This window comes from Pseudomonas sp. Xaverov 259 (assembly GCF_019352915.1).
Lineage (GTDB): Bacteria > Pseudomonadota > Gammaproteobacteria > Pseudomonadales > Pseudomonadaceae > Aquipseudomonas.
Genome location: NZ_JAAAFV010000057.1, coordinates 688,229 through 705,677, shown reverse-complemented (window position 1 = coordinate 705,677; position 17,449 = coordinate 688,229). Strand labels below are relative to the sequence as shown.

The window sequence follows — 17,449 nt, the reverse complement described above, 5'->3', positions numbered from 1 at the left end:
TATCAGCGTTACTCCACAGGCATTGATGGGTTGCTCAAGGCATTTGCCAATACATTTTTTTGGTTGAGCTGGTTTAACAAGGGTGACAGTTGGCGGCGCACGCTCCGATCCATCAGCGTCAACTTCCTTGCGTTCAATGGGTATGAATACGCTCATCCGAGCTTGGATAAGTTTGAACAAGGAGTCGAACAATGCGCTATTTAAAAGTTTTCGCACAGGACCGAACAGGAGCTGGCCAGGCAGATACTGTGTTGCTTCAGTTCTACCAAAGCACCCCCGGTATTCGAGACAGCTTGATCCGTCATGCCGTGGCCTACGACTTCCCAACTGACGGGAAAATCGACTACAGCCGAGGGGATGTGACGAATGATGGTCGGGAAAGTCGGCTCGACAAACTGTTGTTGGACAAGTTTGCCTCTGCCTATTTGAAGCTCAACTGGTTTAATCCTGGGACGGCTTCAACGCGCTACATGAAAATTTTCTCCGAAGACTTCTATAAAGACGGCACGCCCGACACTGTGCGTCTGCACGTTAAGGAGGGGACCGGGGACATTGATGCTCACACGTTGGTCGCCTGGAATGCCGCTTATGACTTTGATAACGACCAAGTGCTCGAATGGAACATTCATTTCGATATCAACCATGACGGTGTAATCGACGATATTGATCGGCGTTTGGTCCACCAGTTGGCTGAGCTATACCTGCTGTTCAGCTGGCACGAACCGGAAACCTTTGAGGTCAAGGTCTTGGATATTCCGGCCTCATGAGCCTTGCCAGGTGTATGGCCGATCATGGGGGCTCGCAGTCACTCATCCTTGAGTGACTGCGCCAATACATGAATCTGCTCCTGACGTTCAGCCTGGCTAAGCTTTGGCTGAGGGTTAAGGCACGACCATTGCGGGTAGGCACGGGCCTTGTGCAAAGCGTCCGGTAATTTGCCTGCCCGCCAGGTTTGGTCTTGAGGCGTGTCGACCTTGATGCTGTGCATCGCCGCATGGCCGCGCAGGTTCAGGGCCTTGAGCAATTGACGTTGGCGCAGGGCGAGCAGGCGTAAAACGCTGTCGTCGACGGTCAGCTCGCGCTGGCCCTTGATCTTGCCCAGCAGGCGGCTGCCGTAGCTGCGTGCGGTTTGCAGCGCGCCACCGGCAATGGCACCGGCAATGGCGGCGGCGCCGAGGGTGAGACCGCCGACCAGCAGGTCCACACCCGCACCGGCTGCCGCGCCTGCGGCGATCCCGCCGCCGACCCGCACGCCGAGTTGTTTGAGGGTTTCGGGGTTGAACAAATCATCACCCCAGCGCCCGTCCAGCAGCGGTAAGTCGCTGGCGGCAGCGTCCTGAGTGCGGAAGCCGAACAGTTTGAGCAGCGCCTCTACACACTTTTGCTCGCGCTGGCGCACAGCCTTGCGCAAGTCGCTGATGGCTTGCTGTTCATCCTCTGTGACTACGCTGCGCCGGCACGCGGCGCAGTCGATCAACAATTCAGCGATCAAGCGCGCGGCGCTTTGCTGGCGGGCCTGGCGTTGGGCTTGCTGATCGAGGATCAAGCGCTCCAATTGCGGCCGTGCGTTTTCCAGCAGCAGCGCCAGGCTTTCATACAAGCGGCGTTCGCCGTCTTCCGGTGGCGCCACGCTGTCGAAGCGCACCAGCGCATGCAGGCCGAGGCGGGCCAGGGCTTCGCGCCAGTCCGGCTCGCGGTGGTCGCTGCTGCTGACGAAGTTGAGCACCGGCAGCAATGGTTTGCCGCAACTGGCCAGCACCTGCAGCTCGTCGCGGTACTTGGCCAGCACCGGTTCGCGGGCGTCGATCACATATAAACCGGCGTCCGAGGCCAGCAGTTGGCGCAGCACCTTGGCTTCCTGTTCGAAACGCTGACGGGCTTCGCTGCCTTCCAGGAACCGCGCCAGGCGAGCCGGGCCATCGAGGCGTTCGCCGGGTCGGTCAAGGCGTTCCAGGTAATCAAGCAGCGCGATGGCATCTTCCAGGCCAGGTGTGTCGTACAGCTCCAGCAAGGCTTCGCCATCGACCGACAGGCGCGCGCCTTCCACATGGCGGGTGGTGCTGGGGCGATGGGAAACTTCGCCAAAGCCCACATCACGGGTCAACGTGCGCAGCAGCGAGGTTTTGCCGACATTGGTGTGGCCGACCACGGCGAGCTTCAGTGGTTTAGTCATGACCGGTCTCCAGCCAGTTCAGCGGCGCACAGTCGGCGAACGGCAGCTCCAGCTGTTGCAGCGCGGCGTGCCAGTCGCCCAGGCGCTCGGCGTCCAGCGCCTGGCCGGGTGGCGCCTGCAACAGCCATACGCGGGTGGCGGTGGCGCTGCGGGCCAGCTCGGCGATCAACGCCAGGCTGCCGCGATCCGGCGAGCGGCGCGGGTCACAGGCGATGGCCAGACGTGCGGGCGGGAAGCGCGTGAGTTGTTCCAGCAGTTTGTTGCGCGATTCGCGGCTGTCGAGGATACCGGCGTTCTTGACGCAGCCCGGCAGCTTGGGCGGCCACGGGTGTTGATCGTCGAGTTCGATGGCCACCAGCAGGGCGCCGTCGCTTTCCAGGTCGCTGATGCCGCCGGTGACGTGGTGCAGTTGTTCGGGCGCGGCGTCGTTGACGCCCAGCCGTTCACTGCTCGGCATCAGGCGCTCGCGCAGTTGGCTGTAGCCGGGCAGGTTGAGGTCCAGGCGCAATGCCGCGCGGCCGCGTTTCCAGCGCCACAGGCACAGCAGCGCGAGGAGCAATCGGGGCAGCAGGCCGTAAACCAGCAGCACGCCTACCAGCCACGCGGCCCAGGCCTGGCGAGCGCTTTCGATATTCAGGGCCGAGTCACCGCTGGCGCGGATCATCTCCACCGTCGGCACATTAAAACCGAGCAAGGCGGGCAGGCTGCCGAGGGCTTGGGTCACGGCGACAAAAGTATCGGCGCCGAGGATGGTGGTTTCCCACACAAAACCGTAACGCCGCGTGGCCAGCAGTGTCAGCAGAATCACCATGGCGCTGAGCAGCGCCAGCAACCACAGGCTGTTGACCAGCACGCCCACGGCCCAACGATTGAGTTTCTGGCGCTGCAACAACAGCAGCAAGGCTGGCGCCAATTGCGCGGCTTTGGCATCGCGGGCAAGCTTTTCGCTGAGCCACAACCACAGCCGCCCGAGACTGGCGCTGTGTTCACCGGCAAACAACAAGCCCAAGGCCCAGCTGATTAACAGGATCAGGTTCAAGCCGAGCAGGCTGCCCAAGGCCCAGAACACGTTCACCGGCGTCAGGCCATTACCCAAGGCGGCAAAGGCCAGCCCGGCGCCACTGATAACCGCCACCACCGCCAGCAGCACCAACGCCAACCGCGCGCCTTGCAGCCAGCGGGTGAGGGCGGCCGTCAGGCCATCGCGCTCGGCCAGGTGCAGGGCGCGCTGCTGGATGCGCGCCGGCAAATCGCCTCCGGCCGTACGCGCCAGGCGGTTGGCTTCCAGGTCTTCCAACGGGCCTGCGTGTTCTTCGCGCAGGCGCACGGTTTCGGTCAGCCAAAGTGTGTGCAGCGGTTTCAGTACAGTCACGCGCCGTCCTGTTGAGCAAGTGAGCTTGGAGCATAACCGCAGACTCGTGGCTCTGGTATTCTCGTCGGCATGAAAAAAACTCTCCCTTTAAGCCTGATCGCAGCCCTCGGTGAAAACCGCGTGATCGGCGTCGACAACAGCATGCCCTGGCATTTGCCGGGGGATTTCAAATATTTCAAGGCCACCACGCTCGGCAAGCCGATCATCATGGGGCGCAAGACCTGGGATTCCCTGGGCCGACCGTTGCCGGGGCGCTTGAACATTGTGGTCAGCCGTCAGACCGGCTTGGTGCTCGAAGGTGCGGAAGTTTTTCCGTCACTGGAGGCAGCAGTTGAGCGGGCTGAAGCCTGGGCGCTGGAACAGGGCGTGGATGAGCTGATGCTGATCGGCGGTGCGCAGTTGTATGCGCAGGGGCTGGAGCAGGCGGATCGCCTGTATTTGACGCGGGTGGCGTTGAGCCCGGAAGGCGACGCGTGGTTTCCGGCGTTTGATTTGAACCAGTGGAAGCTGGTGACAAACCTGGAGAATCCAGCTGAAGGTGATAAGCCGGCGTACAACTTCGAAGTCTGGGAGCGCAATTAAGATCGTTCCCACGCTCCGCGTGGGAATGCCTCTTGTGACGCTCCGCGTCACGGCCTTCAGGTACGGACGCAGAGCGTCCTGGGCTGCATTCCCACGCGGAGCGTGGGAACGATCTAAGGCCTTAGACCTGCGCTAATTCAGCATGCTCATCAGCATCCAGCAGCGCTTTATCCGTCTGCCCCATGACCTGGCTGGTAATCGCGCCCGCCGTCATCGAACCATTCACGTTCAGCGCCGTGCGGCCCATGTCGATCAGCGGCTCTACGGAAATCAGCAGCGCCACCAGTGACACCGGCAAGCCCATCGCCGGCAGCACGATCAGCGCGGCGAAGGTCGCACCGCCGCCCACGCCTGCCACACCGGCCGAACTCAAGGTCACAATCGCCACCAACGTTGCGATCCACAGCGGGTCCAGTGGGTTGATGCCCACGGTCGGCGCAACCATCACCGCCAGCATGGCCGGGTAGAGACCGGCGCAACCGTTCTGGCCAATGGTCGCGCCAAACGAGGCGGCAAACCCGGCGATGGATTGCGGAATGCCCAGGCGACGGGTCTGCGCTTCAATGCTCAGCGGAATGGCGGCTGCGCTGGAGCGGCTGGTGAAGGCAAAGGTCAGCACCGGCCACACCTTGCGGAAGAACCGCAGCGGGTTGATCCCGGCCAGCGACAGCAACAGGCCATGCACCACAAACATCAGGCCCAGCGCCAGGTACGAGACCACCACAAAACTGCCGAGCTTGATGATGTCTTGCAGGTTAGAGCCGGCGACCACCTTGGTCATCAGTGCCAAAACACCGTAAGGCGTCAGCTTCATCACCAGGCGCACCAGGCGCATTACCCAGGCTTGCAGGGTGTCGATGGCGTTGAGCACTTTCTGGCCCTTTTCCACGTCATCCTTGAGCAGTTGCAGCGCGGCAACCCCCAGGAATGCGGCGAAAATCACCACGCTGATGATCGACGTCGGCTTGGCGCGGGCGAGATCTGCAAACGGGTTGGCCGGCACGAACGACAGCAGCAGCTGCGGGATATTCAGGTCGGCGACCTTGCCGGCGTAATCGCTCTGGATCACTTGCAGGCGTGCCATTTCCTGGGTGCCCGCCACCAGACCTTCGGCGGTAAGGCCGAACAGGTTGGTCAGGCCGATACCGATCAGCGCCGCAATCGCGGTGGTGAACAGCAGCGTGCCGATGGTCAGGAAGCTGATCTTGCCCAGTGACGAGGCGTTATGCAGACGCGCCACAGCACTGAGGATCGAGGCGAACACCAGCGGGATCACGATCATTTGCAGCAGTTGCACATAGCCATTGCCGACCAGATCAAACCAGCTGATCGAGGCCTTTAGCACCGGGTTGCCGTCGCCATAAATGGTGTGCAGCACCGTGCCGAACACCACGCCCAATACGAGGGCAAACAGCACCTTCTTGGCGAGGCTCCAGTTTGTGCGACGGGTTTGTGCCAGGCCCAGCAACAGGGCCACGAACACCAGTAAGTTGAGAATCAGGGGCAGATTCATTGAAGCTCCGTTGAGAAGGCAGCCAATCGCGTGAGCCTGCGATTGCGAACCGGGAAGCCTAACAGTTTGAAATATATTGATTTAATACCAATATGGAATGGCGACTGTCGTTTTTGGAATAAGCATTTGACGCTCAGGCACATGCCCTTGGCGTTATCACGACGCAAGCGGTCGTGCTCGGGCGATAACTGTCATACAGATTTGTTAGCGTCGATGTCTTTCACTCAGGGAGAAAACGCTTATGAAGCTCGCGCCAACACTACTTGCCGCCGCCTTCTGCCTCGGCCTCGTCAGCCAGGCATTTGCCGCCACCGAGTTGAAACACTGGCCGGCGCCTGCCGCCGAGCAACTGAACAAGATGATTGCCGCGAATGCCAACAAGGGTAACTTCGCGGTGTTCGACATGGACAACACCAGTTACCGCTACGACCTCGAAGAGTCTTTGTTGCCGTACATGGAAAACAAGGGCCTGATCACCCGCGAGAGCATGGACCCATCGCTGAAGCTGATGCCGTTCAAGGACACCGCCGACCACAAGGAAAGCCTGTTCAGCTACTACTACCGCCTCTGCGAAGTCGACGACATGGTCTGCTACCCGTGGGTGGCGCAAATTTTCTCAGGCTTCACCCTCAAGGAACTCAAGGTCCAGGTGGATGAGCTGATGGCTTCCGGCAAGCCGGTGCCGGTCACCTACTTTGAAGGCGATGTGGTGAAAAAGTCTGAGGTGCAACCGCCGAAAGTCTTCACCGGCCAGGCCGAGCTGTACAACAAACTGATGGAAAACGGCATCGAAGTGTATGTGATGACCGCCGCCTCCGAGGAGCTGGTGCGCATGGTCGCCGCCGATCCGAAGTACGGCTACAACGTCAAACCCGAGAACGTGATTGGCGTGAGCACCTTGCTCAAGGACCGCAAGACTGGCGAGTTGACCACTGCGCGTAAGCAGATCACTGCGGGCAAATATGACGAGAAGGCCAACCTCGGCCTGGAACTGACGCCTTACCTGTGGACCCCGGCGACCTGGATGGCCGGCAAGCACGCGGCGATCCTGACCTACATCGACGAATGGAAAAAACCGGTGATCGTTGGCGGTGACACGCCAACCAGCGACGGCTACATGCTGTTCCACGATGTGGACGTGGCCAAGGGCGGCATTCACTTGTGGATCAACCGCAAGGACAAATACATGACCCAACTCAACGGCATGATGGCCAAGCACGCGGCGGCCCAGGCCAAGGAAGGTCTGCCGGTGACGGCGGACAAGAACTGGGTGATCGTGAAACCTGACGAGATTCAGTAATACCGAGGCGCCTGCTTCGCGAGCAAGCCCGCTCCCACATTCGACCGCATGCTCATGTTGGAACTCGGTCAAGTGTGGGAGCGGGCTTGCTCGCGAAAGCAGTGTGCCAGGCCATACATGAGTCGGCTGGCCCACCGCTATCGCAGGCAAGCCAGCTCCCACAGTAGATCTCTGCTGTCTGGGGGATTTTATTCAGGCAAAAAAATGCCCCGCACATGGCGGGGCATTTTTATGCGCGAGGCTTACAGGCCGTCGAGCATCGCCTTGTTACGTACAGCACCCTTGTCGGCACTGGTGGCCAGCAGGGCATACGCCTTCAACGCGGTGGTGACTTTGCGCGGACGCTTCTCCACCGGCTTCCAGCCTTTCTTGTCCTGCTCGACGCGGCGTGCAGCCAGTTCTTCGTCGCTGATCAACAGGTTGATCGAGCGGTTCGGAATGTCGATCAGCACCTTGTCGCCATCCTGTACCAGACCAATCGCGCCACCGGCAGCAGCCTCAGGCGAGGCGTGGCCGATGGACAGCCCCGAAGTACCGCCGGAGAAACGGCCATCGGTCAGCAAGGCGCAGGCTTTGCCCAGGCCTTTGGACTTCAGGTAGGACGTGGGGTAGAGCATCTCCTGCATACCCGGGCCGCCTTTAGGGCCTTCGTAGCGGATGATCACGATGTCGCCTTCTTTCACTTCGTCGGCGAGGATGCCGCGTACCGAGCTGTCCTGGCTTTCGTAGATCTTGGCGCGGCCTTCGAACACGTGGATGGATTCATCCACACCGGCGGTTTTCACCACGCAGCCGTCCAGCGCGATGTTGCCGTACAGCACGGCCAGGCCGCCTTCTTGCGAGTAAGCGTGCTCGACACTGCGGATGCAGCCGTTTTCACGGTCGTCGTCCAGGGTTTCCCAGCGAGTCGACTGGCTGAACGCGGTCTGGGTCGGAATGCCCGCCGGGCCGGCCTTGAAGAAGTGATGCACCGCTTCGTCGTCAGTTTGGGTGATGTCCCACTTGGCGATGCCTTCGGCCAGGGATTTGCTGTGCACGGTCGGCAGGTCGGTGTGCAACAGGCCACCACGGGCCAGCGAGCCGAGGATCGAGAAGATCCCGCCAGCGCGGTGCACGTCTTCCATGTGGTACTTCTGGATGTTCGGCGCGACTTTGCACAGTTGCGGCACGTGGCGAGACAGGCGGTCGATGTCGCGCAGGTCGAAGTCGATCTCGGCTTCTTGGGCGGCGGCCAGCAAGTGCAGGATGGTGTTGGTGGAACCGCCCATGGCGATGTCCAGGGTCATGGCGTTTTCGAACGCCTTGAAGTTGGCGATATTGCGCGGCAATACCGACTCATCGTTTTCGGTGTAGTAACGCTTGCACAGCTCGACGATGGTGCGGCCAGCCTGCAGGAACAGCTGTTCGCGGTCGCTGTGGGTGGCCAGGGTGGAACCGTTGCCCGGCAAGGCCAGGCCCAGGGCTTCGACCAGGCAGTTCATCGAGTTGGCGGTGAACATGCCGGAGCACGAACCGCAGGTCGGGCAGGCGCTGCGCTCGTATTCCGCGACCTTCTCGTCAGAAGCGCTGGAATCGGCGGCGATGACCATGGCGTCCACCAGGTCGAGGCCGTGGGAGGCGAGCTTGGTCTTGCCGGCTTCCATCGGGCCGCCGGAGACGAAGATCACCGGGATGTTCAGGCGCAGGGCGGCCATCAGCATGCCGGGGGTGATCTTGTCGCAGTTCGAGATGCAGACGATGGCGTCGGCGCAGTGGGCATTGACCATGTATTCCACGGAGTCGGCGATGATCTCGCGGCTCGGCAGCGAATACAGCATGCCGTCATGGCCCATGGCGATGCCGTCATCCACGGCAATGGTGTTGAATTCCTTGGCTACGCCACCGGCGCGTTCGATCTCGCGGGCGACCAGTTGGCCCAGGTCCTTGAGGTGGACGTGGCCCGGTACGAACTGGGTGAACGAGTTGGCAATCGCGATGATCGGCTTTTTGAAGTCGTCATCCTTCATCCCCGTGGCACGCCACAGTGCGCGCGCGCCGGCCATGTTGCGGCCGTGGGTGGATGTTTTCGAGCGGTAATCTGGCATGGAGCACTCCGGGCGGCTAATCAGGTAACTACTAATCAGGTACTACTGGGGAGTGAGCTTCTATTGACGTCTGGAACACTCAGAAAATGGCCGTGTGTCCAAAAGTTGCCACTCGCGTCGCGGGATCACCGCTTGCTTGGGCCTCGAGCTCATAAACCCGCCGGGGGATGACTGGCGATGAATAGGCCGATTCTACACCGCTGGCGGCTGTAGGGAATGGCCGTCTGTGGCGAGGGCGCTTGCTCGCGCTCAGTGGCAAACCGGTTCGGGCCTTTTTGGGGGCGCTTCGCACCCCAGCGCAAGCAAGCTTGCTCGCCACAATGGAGGGTGCTAACGCCCGACTCGCGCATTCGTCCATCCGCCCCACAGGCTGAGCACCATGAAGCTTGCGGCGATGGTCATCAGCAAATGCGCTCCGGTTTGGGCAAGGGCGGCGCTGCTGACGGCGGCGGTGAGGAACATGATGCTGTTGCCCGCCGATGCCGCCGTACCGGCGCTGCTGGAAAACAACAGCATCGCCGCAGAAATGGCGGCTGGCCGAACCAGGGTCACCGCCAGGGCGCTGATCAGCATCGGGATCACCAGAGTCACGGTGGTGATGGCTTCAAAGCTGATGATCAGCATGAGCAATACACCCGCGACGAGCAGTAAACCAAGGCCGATATTGATCTGGCGGGGCAGTGAAATGCGCTTTTGCAGGTATGAAGCCGCCACGCCGCCGAGCAGATAAGCCACGCCGTACACCATCAGCACCAACGCGTACTGGTATTCGGAGAGTTTAAGCGCGTCCATGAAAATCAGCGGCGTCACGCTGATCAGGGCGAAGTAACAAGCAAACACCAGCGCGGCGATCCACCAGTAACGCAGGAAGTCTTTATTGCGGGCGACGGCTTTCAGCGGGCCAATGATCGACACCGGTGCGCGATACGGGCTGGCGGACTTGGAAGGCAGGATGCACAACGCATGGAGCAACATGCCCAGTGCCATCAGCGCAAAGCCGTAGAAGCTGCCTTGCCAGTCGAAAGTGGTTTGCAGCCAGGAGCCGATCAGTGGCGAGAGCGCCACAAACGAACCGCTCAGGGTCATGTAATACAGGCGTACGCGGGCGCGGTCCTGCTCCTCGAACAGGTCTTCGACCAGTGCATGGCCCAACACGAAAAAGCCGCAGCCCATGGCCTGTACGCAGCGAAACAGCAGGAAGGTCAGGTAGTCCGACGCGAATGCGCAACCGATCGCGCCGAGGATCGACAGCGTGATGCAGCCGAGCAGGACTTCCTTGCGTCCGTATTTATCCGACAGCGGGCCGGCGACCAACTGCGAGATCGAGAACACCAGCGTGAACAGGCTGATGGACAGGGCGATTTCGGCGCTAGGTGTGTCGAATTGCACAGACAGGGCGGGGAACGAAGGCAGCAGGATATTGATCGGGAAGAAGCTGATCAGGGAAATGCAGGTGATGAGAATGAAGCGGGAGAGGTAGAGCCCAGACATTGTTTTTGTTTTCCGGAGTAATTCCAGAAACCGATACTAGTCTGCGAAATGTGGAATTCAATCAAAACCGTTGAAGGACGGTTCCCGAATTGTTGTGGATTGCGGCGATAGGAAAATTTCCCTGACACACTACAAACCAAAATGTGGGAGCGGGCTTGCTCGCGAATACGTAGTGTCAGTCAACTCATTCATCGACTGACATGCCGCTTTCGCGAGCAAGCCCGCTCCCACATTTAGCCCGCGTTCAATCAGCTATTGGGCAACAACCGGCACGTAATGCTCTTGATATAGCGCGTCTCGGCAATCGCCGGGTGTACCGGGTGATCCGGGCCCTGGCCGCCGCGTTCGAGCATCTGGATATTGCGGTCCAGGTGACGGGCGCTGGTCAGCAGGATGTTTTGCAGGTCGTCTTCCGGCAGGTGCATGGAGCACGAAGCGCTGACCAGGATGCCGTCCTTGCTGAGCAGGCGCATGGCTTGCTCGTTGAGGCGGCGGTAGGCGCCTTCGCCGTTCTTCATGTCTTTTTTGCGTTTGATGAAGGCCGGTGGGTCGGCGACGATCACGTCGAAGCGTTCTTCGCTGGCTTTCAGTTCCTTGAGGGCTTCGAACACGTCGCCTTCGATGCAGGTCATCTTCTCGGCAACCCCGTTCAGCGCGGCGTTGCGCTCTACGCCGTCGAGGGCGAAGGCCGAGGCGTCGACGCAGAACACTTCACTGGCGCCGAACGCTGCAGCTTGCACGCCCCAGCCGCCGATGTAGCTGTACAGGTCGAGCACGCGTTTGCCTTTGGCATACGGAGCCAGGCGAGCGCGGTTCATGCGGTGGTCGTAGAACCAGCCGGTTTTCTGGCCCTGGATCACCGGGGCTTCGAATTTCACGCCGTTTTCTTCCAGTGCGACCCATTCCGGCACCAGGCCGAATACGGTTTCGACGTAGCGGTTGAGGCCTTCGGCGTCGCGCGCGGCGGAGTCATTCTTGAACAGGATGCCGCTCGGCTTGAGCACTTGGGTCAGTGCGGCGATCACGTCTTCTTTATGCGCTTCCATGGTCGCCGAGGCGATCTGTACCACCAGGATGTCGCCGAAACGGTCGACCACCAGGCCCGGCAACAGGTCGGAATCACCGTAGACCAGGCGGTAGAACGGCTTGTCGAACAGGCGGTCACGCAGGGACAGGGCGACGTTGATGCGGTGCACCAGCAGCGATTTATCCAGTGGCAACTTGATGTCGCGCGACAACAGGCGTGCGCAGATCAGGTTGTTCGGGCTCATGGCCACGATGCCCAGGGTCTTGCCGCCGGCCGCTTCCAGGATAGCCTGGTCGCCTGCCTGGAAGCCGTGAAGTGGGGTGGCGGCCACGTCGATTTCGTTGCTGTAGACCCACAGGTGGCCGTTGCGCAAACGACGATCGGCGTTGGCTTTGAGACGCAGGCTTGGCAGGGACATGACGTCGCTCCGGAAAAAAGAGCGGGAGTATACCCTGTTGCGCCGTTATTCATGTGGGAGCTGGCTTGCCTGCGATGCAGGCGACTCGGTGTATCTGACGTACGGTGGTGATGCAATCGCAGGCAAGCCAGCTCCCACACAAGCCCAGAGCCCACATTTGATCCGGTTCCAGTTCGGTTTTTGGGTGTCGGCCGGGTCTTCATAAAGGTTAGAATTCGCGCCTAGTCCAGAGTGTGTATTTATGTCCCCAGAGCTTTCCGCCGAGCAGATCCAACAGGCCCTGCAAGGCATCAGCGTGCCGCCTCAACCGCAAATCATGGTGGATTTGCAGATGGAGCAGTACATGCCCGACCCGGACCTGGAAGTAATCGCGCGGCTGATCTCCCAGGACCCAGGCTTGTCCGGCGCGCTGCTGAAGATCGTCAACTCGCCGTATTACGGCCTGAGCAACAAGATCGCCTCGATCCAGCGCGCGGTGAACCTGCTGGGCAGCCGCTCGATCATCAACCTGATCAACGCGCAGTCGATCAAGGGCGAGATGAGCGACGACACCATCGTCACCCTCAACCGCTTCTGGGACACCGCCCAGGACGTGGCCATGACCTGCCTGACCCTGGCCAAGCGCACCGGCTCGCAAACAGTCGACGAAGCCTATGCCTTGGGCCTGTTCCACGACTGCGGCGTGCCGCTGATGCTCAAGCGCTTCCCCAACTACATGGCGGTGCTGGAGCAGGCTTACGCGAATGCCGGCCCGGACTGCCGCGTGGTCGACACCGAAAACAATGCGTTCAACACCAACCATGCCGTGGTCGGCTACTACACCGCCAAATCCTGGCGCCTGCCGGAGCATGTCACCGACGCCATCGCCAACCACCACAACGCCCTGGCGATTTTCAGCGATGAGTCGTCGCGCAACCCGCAACTTAAAAACCTGCTGGCGATCCTCAAGATGGCCGAGCACATCTGCTCGTCCTACCGCGTGCTGGGCAACCAGTCGGCGGACCATGAGTGGGATGCCATCGGCCATCTGGTGCTGGATTACGTGGGCTTGTCGGACTACGACTTTGAAAGCCTGAAGCTGTCCATTCGCGAACTGGGCGCCCACTGACCCTTTAAGCAAGAGGTACACATGCCCGAGTTACCCGAAGTCGAAACTACCCGTCGCGGGATTGCGCCGCATTTGGAAGGCCAACGCGTCAGCCGTGTGGTGGTGCGTGAACGGCGCCTGCGCTGGCCGATCCCGGAAGACCTGGATGTGCGCCTGTCCGGGCAGCGCATCGTGCTGGTGGAGCGACGGGCCAAGTACCTGTTGATCAATGCCGAAGTGGGCACCTTGATCAGCCATTTGGGTATGTCGGGCAATTTGCGTCTGGTGGAGGTCGGCTTGCCGGCACTCAAGCATGAGCATGTGGATATCGAGCTCGAATCCGGCCTGGCCCTGCGCTATACCGACCCTCGGCGTTTCGGCGCGATGCTCTGGAGCCAGGACCCGCATAACCACGAATTGCTGCTGCGCCTGGGGCCGGAGCCATTGACCGATCTATTTGACGGCGAGCGGCTGTTCCAGCTCTCGCGTGGCAAGTCGATGGCGGTGAAGCCGTTCATCATGGACAACGCGGTGGTGGTGGGCGTGGGCAATATCTACGCGACGGAAGCGTTGTTTGCGGCCGGGATAGATCCGCGTCGGGCTGCGGGCGGTATTTCACGCGGGCGCTACTTGAAGCTGGCGATCGAGATCAAGCGCGTGCTGGCGGCGGCGATCGAGCGAGGTGGTACTACGTTGCGGGACTTTATCGGCGGCGACGGGCAACCGGGGTATTTCCAGCAGGAGCTGTACGTCTACGGCCGGGGTGGCGAGGCGTGCAAGGTCTGCGGGAGCGAGTTGCGCAATGTGTTGCTGGGGCAGCGGGCGAGTGTGTTTTGCCCTAAGTGCCAGAGCTGATTGCTGGGTGATGGCTGAAATCGCTATCGCAGGCAAGCCAGCTCCCACATTTAGAGTTGTGAACACATTCAAGTGTGGGAGCTGGCTTGCCTGCGATGAGGCCCGCCTAGCCACCACAAAATCTCAGGCCTTACCGGTAATCAGCCGGTACTTCTCCATCAACTGCTCTTCCGTCTCCGGCCGTGCCTCATCCAGCGGAATGCAATCCACCGGGCACACTTGCTGGCACTGAGGCTCGTCGTAGTGGCCGACGCACTGGGTGCACAGGTTGGGGTCGATCACGTAGATCTCTTCGCCCTGGGAAATCGCAGCGTTCGGGCACTCGGGTTCGCAGACGTCGCAGTTGATGCAATCGTCGGTGATGATCAGGGACATGGAAACTCCTGCCAGGGCTGTCAGCCAGGGCATCTGAAAACTAATGCGCGCAATTGTGCCGCATTGGCGCCCGCAGTGCGAGCCGGTCTGACTTGCGGCCTTTGATTTTGTGGCGAGGATTTTGTGGCGAGCGGGCTTGCCCCGCGTTGGGGCGCGTAGCGGCCCCAAAACCAGTTCTGGCTGAAGCTACGCGGTGCGTTATTTCAGGGCTGCTTCGCAGCCCAACGCGGGGCAAGCCCGCTCGCCACAACAAGCCTGCTCGGCGCAAAACACGCTACTTTTACTTTTTGAAGCGCAGCGTCAGCGCCTCGGCGACAGCTGGATGCACAAACTTGGTGATATCTCCACCCAAAGCGGCAATTTCACGCACCAGCGTCGAGGAAATGAACGAATAACGTTCCGACGGCGTCAGGAACAGGCTTTCCACGTCCGGCGCCAGTTGGCGGTTCATGTTGGCCAGCTGGAATTCGTATTCGAAGTCCGACACCGCGCGCAGGCCACGCAGGAACACATTGGCGTTCTGCTCTTTGGCAAAGTGCGCCAGCAACGTCGAAAAGCCCACCACTTCCACGTTGGGCAGGTGCTTGGTGACCTCCTGCGCCAGCTCCACGCGCTGTTCCAGGGGAAACAGCGGGTTTTTCTTGGGGCTGGCGGCGACCGCGATGATCACATGGTCGAACAAGCGAGACGCACGTTCGACCAGATCGCCATGGCCTTTGGTAATCGGGTCGAAGGTACCTGGGTACAACACTCGGTTCATCGCGTCGTCCTGGCGGAGTCCGTTGGGGAACCGGATGGTATCGCAGCATTCCCGGTGGGCCAAGTCGACTTATGTAGATAAATACCGCGAATACCTGGTTTTTTCATGCTGTTTTCAGACGTTCGGCCAATGCTGTCGCCAGCTGCGCGGTCAACCCGTACACCGATAATTGCGGGTTGGCGCCAATGCTGGTGGGGAACAGCGAGCCATCGTGGATCGACAGGTTACGCAATTGATGATGGCGACCGAGGCTGTCGGCCACCGCGTTTTTCGGGTCTTCGCCCATGGCGCAACCGCCCATCACATGGGCGCTGCCCAGCGTGGTGCGGTGCAGTTCCAGGCTCAAGCCATCGATCAGGCTGCGTGCTTCGGCCAGGGTATTTACGTAGCGTGCATCGTGATGCAACGGCTTGACCGACTTGGCGCCCGCCGCGAACTGAATCTCGGCCATGGTATGAAACGCACGGCGCAGACCGTCCCAGGCGTAGTCCGAGACCTGATAGTCGAGCACCGGCGTGCCGTCACCACGCAACTCCACCGTGCCGCCGGGGCTGTCGGGGTGAAAACCGTCGCGCAGCAGGGCGAGCATGGCGTGGGTGTGGGGCAACTGGCTCATGTCCAGCGCGTTCCCGGTGCCGTAGCCACCGAACAGCGTGCTGGCCAGGCCTGGATGCAGCGGCGGCGCCTCAAGCTTGTAGGACATTTTGCCGGTGGTGCCGTCCTGCCACTGGAAGTGGTCGGAATAGATCGACTGCGGCGCGCCATAGAAAGGGTTGATTACCTCGTCAAACTGCCCGGCGGAGAAATTCACCAGGTGCAGGAAGGTACGCTTGCCCAGCCGCGAATGCGGGTCGGGCGCGTCCGAGCGCATCAGCAGCGCCGGGCTGTTGATGCCGCCGCCTGCCAGCACGTAATGTTTGGCCTTGACCGTGATTTTGCGCCCGGTAGGTGCCACACAACGTTCATCCATGGCCACGCATTCAAGGCTGCTGATGCTGTCGCCGCTGTATTTCAGGCGCTCGGCGCGGGCCAGGTAGAGCAGTTCGCCGCCCTTCTCCAGGGTGGAGGGAATGGTGGTTACCAGCATCGATTGCTTGGCATTGACCGGGCAACCCATGCCGCAATAACCCAGGTTGAAGCAGCCGCGCACGTTGCGCGGGATCACGTGCCAGCTGTAGCCGAGTTTCTCGCAGCCTTTGCGGATCACATCATTGTTGGCATTCGGTGGAATGGCCCAAGGCGCGATGCCCAGGCGTTGTTCCATCTTTTCGAACCATGGCGCCATTTCGGCGCTGCTGTGGCCTTTGACCGCGTACTCACTGGCCCAGTGGGCGAGGGTGGCGTCGGGTGTGCGAAAGCTCGAGGTCCAGTTGATCAGCGTGGTACCGCCGACGGCACGGCCCTGCAGGATAGTAATCGCGCCGTCCTTGCTCATGCGGCCGATGCCTTCCTGGTAGAGGCTGGCGTAGGCCTCGTCTTCGAGCAGCTTGAAGTCACTGCTGGTCTTGAGCGGGCCTTCTTCGATCAGCAGCACCTTATAGCCCGCAGCACTGAGGATCTCGGCGGTGGTGCCGCCACCCGCGCCGCTGCCGATAATGGCCACATCGGCTTCCAGGGTCAGGTCGCTGTCGAGGGCGGCGCCATTGTGGGTTTTCCAGCCACGGGCCAGGCCATCACGGAACAGATCGGGTACGGGCATAGAAGTGCACTCTTGTTTTTATGCGTTAAACGCTACGAAGTTGCGGTCAATGTGGGAGCGGGCTTGCTCGCGAATACGGTCTATCAATTTAGAAATCATTGACTGACCCACCGCTTTCGCGAGCAAGCCCGATCCCACATTTTTTGATCGGGTTGCCAGGCTTAGATCTTGGGTGGGCCGGGATAACCGCAATGCACCCATGATGCCGGCCGGAAGTACCAGGCCATGATCACCAGCTTGAGCAGCGAGCCCTGGCCCATGCGCAGCAGGTTCAGGTAGCTGTTTTCCCAGCGATGCAGGAAGTTGCGGATCTGCTCGCTACTGGCGTTTTCCCAACTGCCCCAGATGCCGGTCAGCGGGCCACGGGTGATGCCCATGCTCAGCACGTCGAACAACTGCTGGGTGAGCTTGAACATCTCCGGCGACAGGTTTTGCAGGCTGTAGTCGAGTTTTTTCAGGGTGTCTTCGATACCGGCGACCACCTCTTGAGCGCTGGCCGCGCCTTCGAGCAACACCGGGATGATTGCGCGCAAAAACGGCAAGTCACTGCTGCGCAGCATGGCAAAGCCACTGGCCGGGGTGCTGCTGGAGCAGCCGCTGAGGCTGGCCCCCAACCCGGCGGTGGCCAGGAACGCGCTGGCGCACAGGCCGATTTTCAAGACGCCGCGCCGTGACAGCGCAGGTGTTTCAGTCAGGCTAGGGTTCATTGTTAT

The 17,449-nt window shown here is 60.8% G+C and carries 15 protein-coding genes; 5 read left to right on the top strand and 10 right to left on the bottom strand.

Annotated features, from left to right (window positions below; translation table 11 throughout):
- The first annotated feature begins 191 nt into the window (after positions 1–191).
- Positions 192–767, top strand: coding sequence for a hypothetical protein (locus K0H48_RS26070; RefSeq protein ID WP_219269882.1), 576 nt, complete (start codon positions 192–194; stop codon positions 765–767).
- A gap of 38 nt (positions 768–805) precedes the next feature.
- On the opposite strand, the gene K0H48_RS26065 is transcribed toward K0H48_RS26070, so the two are convergent.
- Together K0H48_RS26065 and K0H48_RS26060 are read right to left on the bottom strand one after the other, a co-directional pair.
- Positions 806–2,173, bottom strand: a complete 1,368-nt coding sequence (locus tag K0H48_RS26065; RefSeq protein ID WP_219269881.1) for a DUF3482 domain-containing protein — start codon at positions 2,171–2,173, stop codon at positions 806–808.
- On the bottom strand, positions 2,166–3,545 hold the full coding sequence (locus K0H48_RS26060; protein ID WP_219269879.1) for a DUF2868 domain-containing protein: 1,380 nt from the start codon (positions 3,543–3,545) through the stop codon (positions 2,166–2,168). The genes K0H48_RS26065 and K0H48_RS26060 overlap by 8 nt, the downstream gene beginning before the upstream one ends.
- Before the next feature lie 69 nt (positions 3,546–3,614).
- Here K0H48_RS26060 and K0H48_RS26055 point away from each other — a divergent pair, with 69 nt between their 5' ends.
- Entirely contained in the window at positions 3,615–4,127 is a 513-nt protein-coding gene (locus tag K0H48_RS26055) for a dihydrofolate reductase (protein ID WP_219269878.1), read from the top strand.
- A 121-nt stretch (positions 4,128–4,248) separates the two neighbouring features.
- Here the strand turns inward: K0H48_RS26055 and K0H48_RS26050 are convergent, their stop codons facing one another.
- Complete coding sequence (locus K0H48_RS26050; RefSeq protein WP_219269877.1) at positions 4,249–5,640, bottom strand: L-cystine transporter; 1,392 nt, start codon at positions 5,638–5,640, stop codon at positions 4,249–4,251.
- Between the two features lie 241 nt (positions 5,641–5,881).
- Between K0H48_RS26050 and K0H48_RS26045 the strand changes: the two genes are divergently transcribed.
- A complete protein-coding gene (locus tag K0H48_RS26045; RefSeq protein ID WP_219269875.1) occupies positions 5,882–6,940 on the top strand; it encodes a haloacid dehalogenase-like hydrolase in 1,059 nt (352 codons plus the stop codon).
- A gap of 242 nt (positions 6,941–7,182) precedes the next feature.
- On the opposite strand, the gene ilvD is transcribed toward K0H48_RS26045, so the two are convergent.
- From ilvD to K0H48_RS26030, 3 genes are all read right to left on the bottom strand, one after another.
- Positions 7,183–9,024, bottom strand: coding sequence for a dihydroxy-acid dehydratase (gene ilvD, locus K0H48_RS26040; RefSeq protein WP_017139479.1), 1,842 nt, complete (start codon positions 9,022–9,024; stop codon positions 7,183–7,185).
- A 330-nt stretch (positions 9,025–9,354) separates the two neighbouring features.
- Positions 9,355–10,515, bottom strand: a complete 1,161-nt coding sequence (locus tag K0H48_RS26035) for an MFS transporter (protein ID WP_219269873.1) — start codon at positions 10,513–10,515, stop codon at positions 9,355–9,357.
- A gap of 248 nt (positions 10,516–10,763) precedes the next feature.
- Positions 10,764–11,960 carry a class I SAM-dependent rRNA methyltransferase gene (locus K0H48_RS26030; protein ID WP_003213799.1) on the bottom strand — a complete coding sequence of 399 codons (1,197 nt, stop codon included), beginning with the start codon at positions 11,958–11,960 and terminating at the stop codon, positions 10,764–10,766.
- A gap of 295 nt (positions 11,961–12,255) precedes the next feature.
- Between K0H48_RS26030 and K0H48_RS26025 the strand changes: the two genes are divergently transcribed.
- Both K0H48_RS26025 and mutM read left to right on the top strand, forming a co-directional pair.
- Positions 12,256–13,068 carry an HDOD domain-containing protein gene (locus tag K0H48_RS26025; RefSeq protein ID WP_200430510.1) on the top strand — a complete coding sequence of 271 codons (813 nt, stop codon included), beginning with the start codon at positions 12,256–12,258 and terminating at the stop codon, positions 13,066–13,068.
- Positions 13,069–13,089: 21 nt separating this feature from the next.
- Positions 13,090–13,902 carry a bifunctional DNA-formamidopyrimidine glycosylase/DNA-(apurinic or apyrimidinic site) lyase gene (gene mutM / locus K0H48_RS26020; RefSeq protein WP_219269871.1) on the top strand — a complete coding sequence of 271 codons (813 nt, stop codon included), beginning with the start codon at positions 13,090–13,092 and terminating at the stop codon, positions 13,900–13,902.
- Between the two features lie 123 nt (positions 13,903–14,025).
- Here the strand turns inward: mutM and K0H48_RS26015 are convergent, their stop codons facing one another.
- The 4 genes from K0H48_RS26015 to K0H48_RS26000 all read right to left on the bottom strand — a co-directional run bounded on the left by K0H48_RS26015 (position 14,026) and on the right by K0H48_RS26000 (position 17,443).
- Complete coding sequence (locus tag K0H48_RS26015) at positions 14,026–14,277, bottom strand: YfhL family 4Fe-4S dicluster ferredoxin (RefSeq protein WP_029300613.1); 252 nt, start codon at positions 14,275–14,277, stop codon at positions 14,026–14,028.
- Positions 14,278–14,557: 280 nt separating this feature from the next.
- Complete coding sequence (coaD, locus tag K0H48_RS26010) at positions 14,558–15,037, bottom strand: pantetheine-phosphate adenylyltransferase (protein ID WP_200430454.1); 480 nt, start codon at positions 15,035–15,037, stop codon at positions 14,558–14,560.
- Positions 15,038–15,140: 103 nt separating this feature from the next.
- Positions 15,141–16,736 carry a GMC family oxidoreductase gene (locus K0H48_RS26005; protein ID WP_219269869.1) on the bottom strand — a complete coding sequence of 532 codons (1,596 nt, stop codon included), beginning with the start codon at positions 16,734–16,736 and terminating at the stop codon, positions 15,141–15,143.
- A 161-nt stretch (positions 16,737–16,897) separates the two neighbouring features.
- A complete protein-coding gene (locus K0H48_RS26000) occupies positions 16,898–17,443 on the bottom strand; it encodes a twin-arginine translocation pathway signal protein (RefSeq protein WP_219269867.1) in 546 nt (181 codons plus the stop codon).
- Positions 17,444–17,449 lie beyond the last annotated feature (6 nt).

What these genes read in the sequence shown, in the direction of transcription:
- coaD (WP_200430454.1), bottom strand. Translation starts at nt 15,037, where the DNA reads ATGAACCGAGTGTTGTACCCAGGTACCTTCGACCCGATTACCAAAGGC.
- K0H48_RS26065 (WP_219269881.1), bottom strand. Translation starts at nt 2,173, where the DNA reads ATGACTAAACCACTGAAGCTCGCCGTGGTCGGCCACACCAATGTCGGC.
- K0H48_RS26035 (WP_219269873.1), bottom strand. Translation starts at nt 10,515, where the DNA reads ATGTCTGGGCTCTACCTCTCCCGCTTCATTCTCATCACCTGCATTTCC.
- K0H48_RS26070 (WP_219269882.1), top strand. Translation starts at nt 192, where the DNA reads ATGCGCTATTTAAAAGTTTTCGCACAGGACCGAACAGGAGCTGGCCAG.
- ilvD (WP_017139479.1), bottom strand. Translation starts at nt 9,024, where the DNA reads ATGCCAGATTACCGCTCGAAAACATCCACCCACGGCCGCAACATGGCC.
- K0H48_RS26030 (WP_003213799.1), bottom strand. Translation starts at nt 11,960, where the DNA reads ATGTCCCTGCCAAGCCTGCGTCTCAAAGCCAACGCCGATCGTCGTTTG.
- K0H48_RS26050 (WP_219269877.1), bottom strand. Translation starts at nt 5,640, where the DNA reads ATGAATCTGCCCCTGATTCTCAACTTACTGGTGTTCGTGGCCCTGTTG.
- mutM (WP_219269871.1), top strand. Translation starts at nt 13,090, where the DNA reads ATGCCCGAGTTACCCGAAGTCGAAACTACCCGTCGCGGGATTGCGCCG.
- K0H48_RS26015 (WP_029300613.1), bottom strand. Translation starts at nt 14,277, where the DNA reads ATGTCCCTGATCATCACCGACGATTGCATCAACTGCGACGTCTGCGAA.
- K0H48_RS26055 (WP_219269878.1), top strand. Translation starts at nt 3,615, where the DNA reads ATGAAAAAAACTCTCCCTTTAAGCCTGATCGCAGCCCTCGGTGAAAAC.
- K0H48_RS26045 (WP_219269875.1), top strand. Translation starts at nt 5,882, where the DNA reads ATGAAGCTCGCGCCAACACTACTTGCCGCCGCCTTCTGCCTCGGCCTC.
- K0H48_RS26000 (WP_219269867.1), bottom strand. Translation starts at nt 17,443, where the DNA reads ATGAACCCTAGCCTGACTGAAACACCTGCGCTGTCACGGCGCGGCGTC.
- K0H48_RS26005 (WP_219269869.1), bottom strand. Translation starts at nt 16,736, where the DNA reads ATGCCCGTACCCGATCTGTTCCGTGATGGCCTGGCCCGTGGCTGGAAA.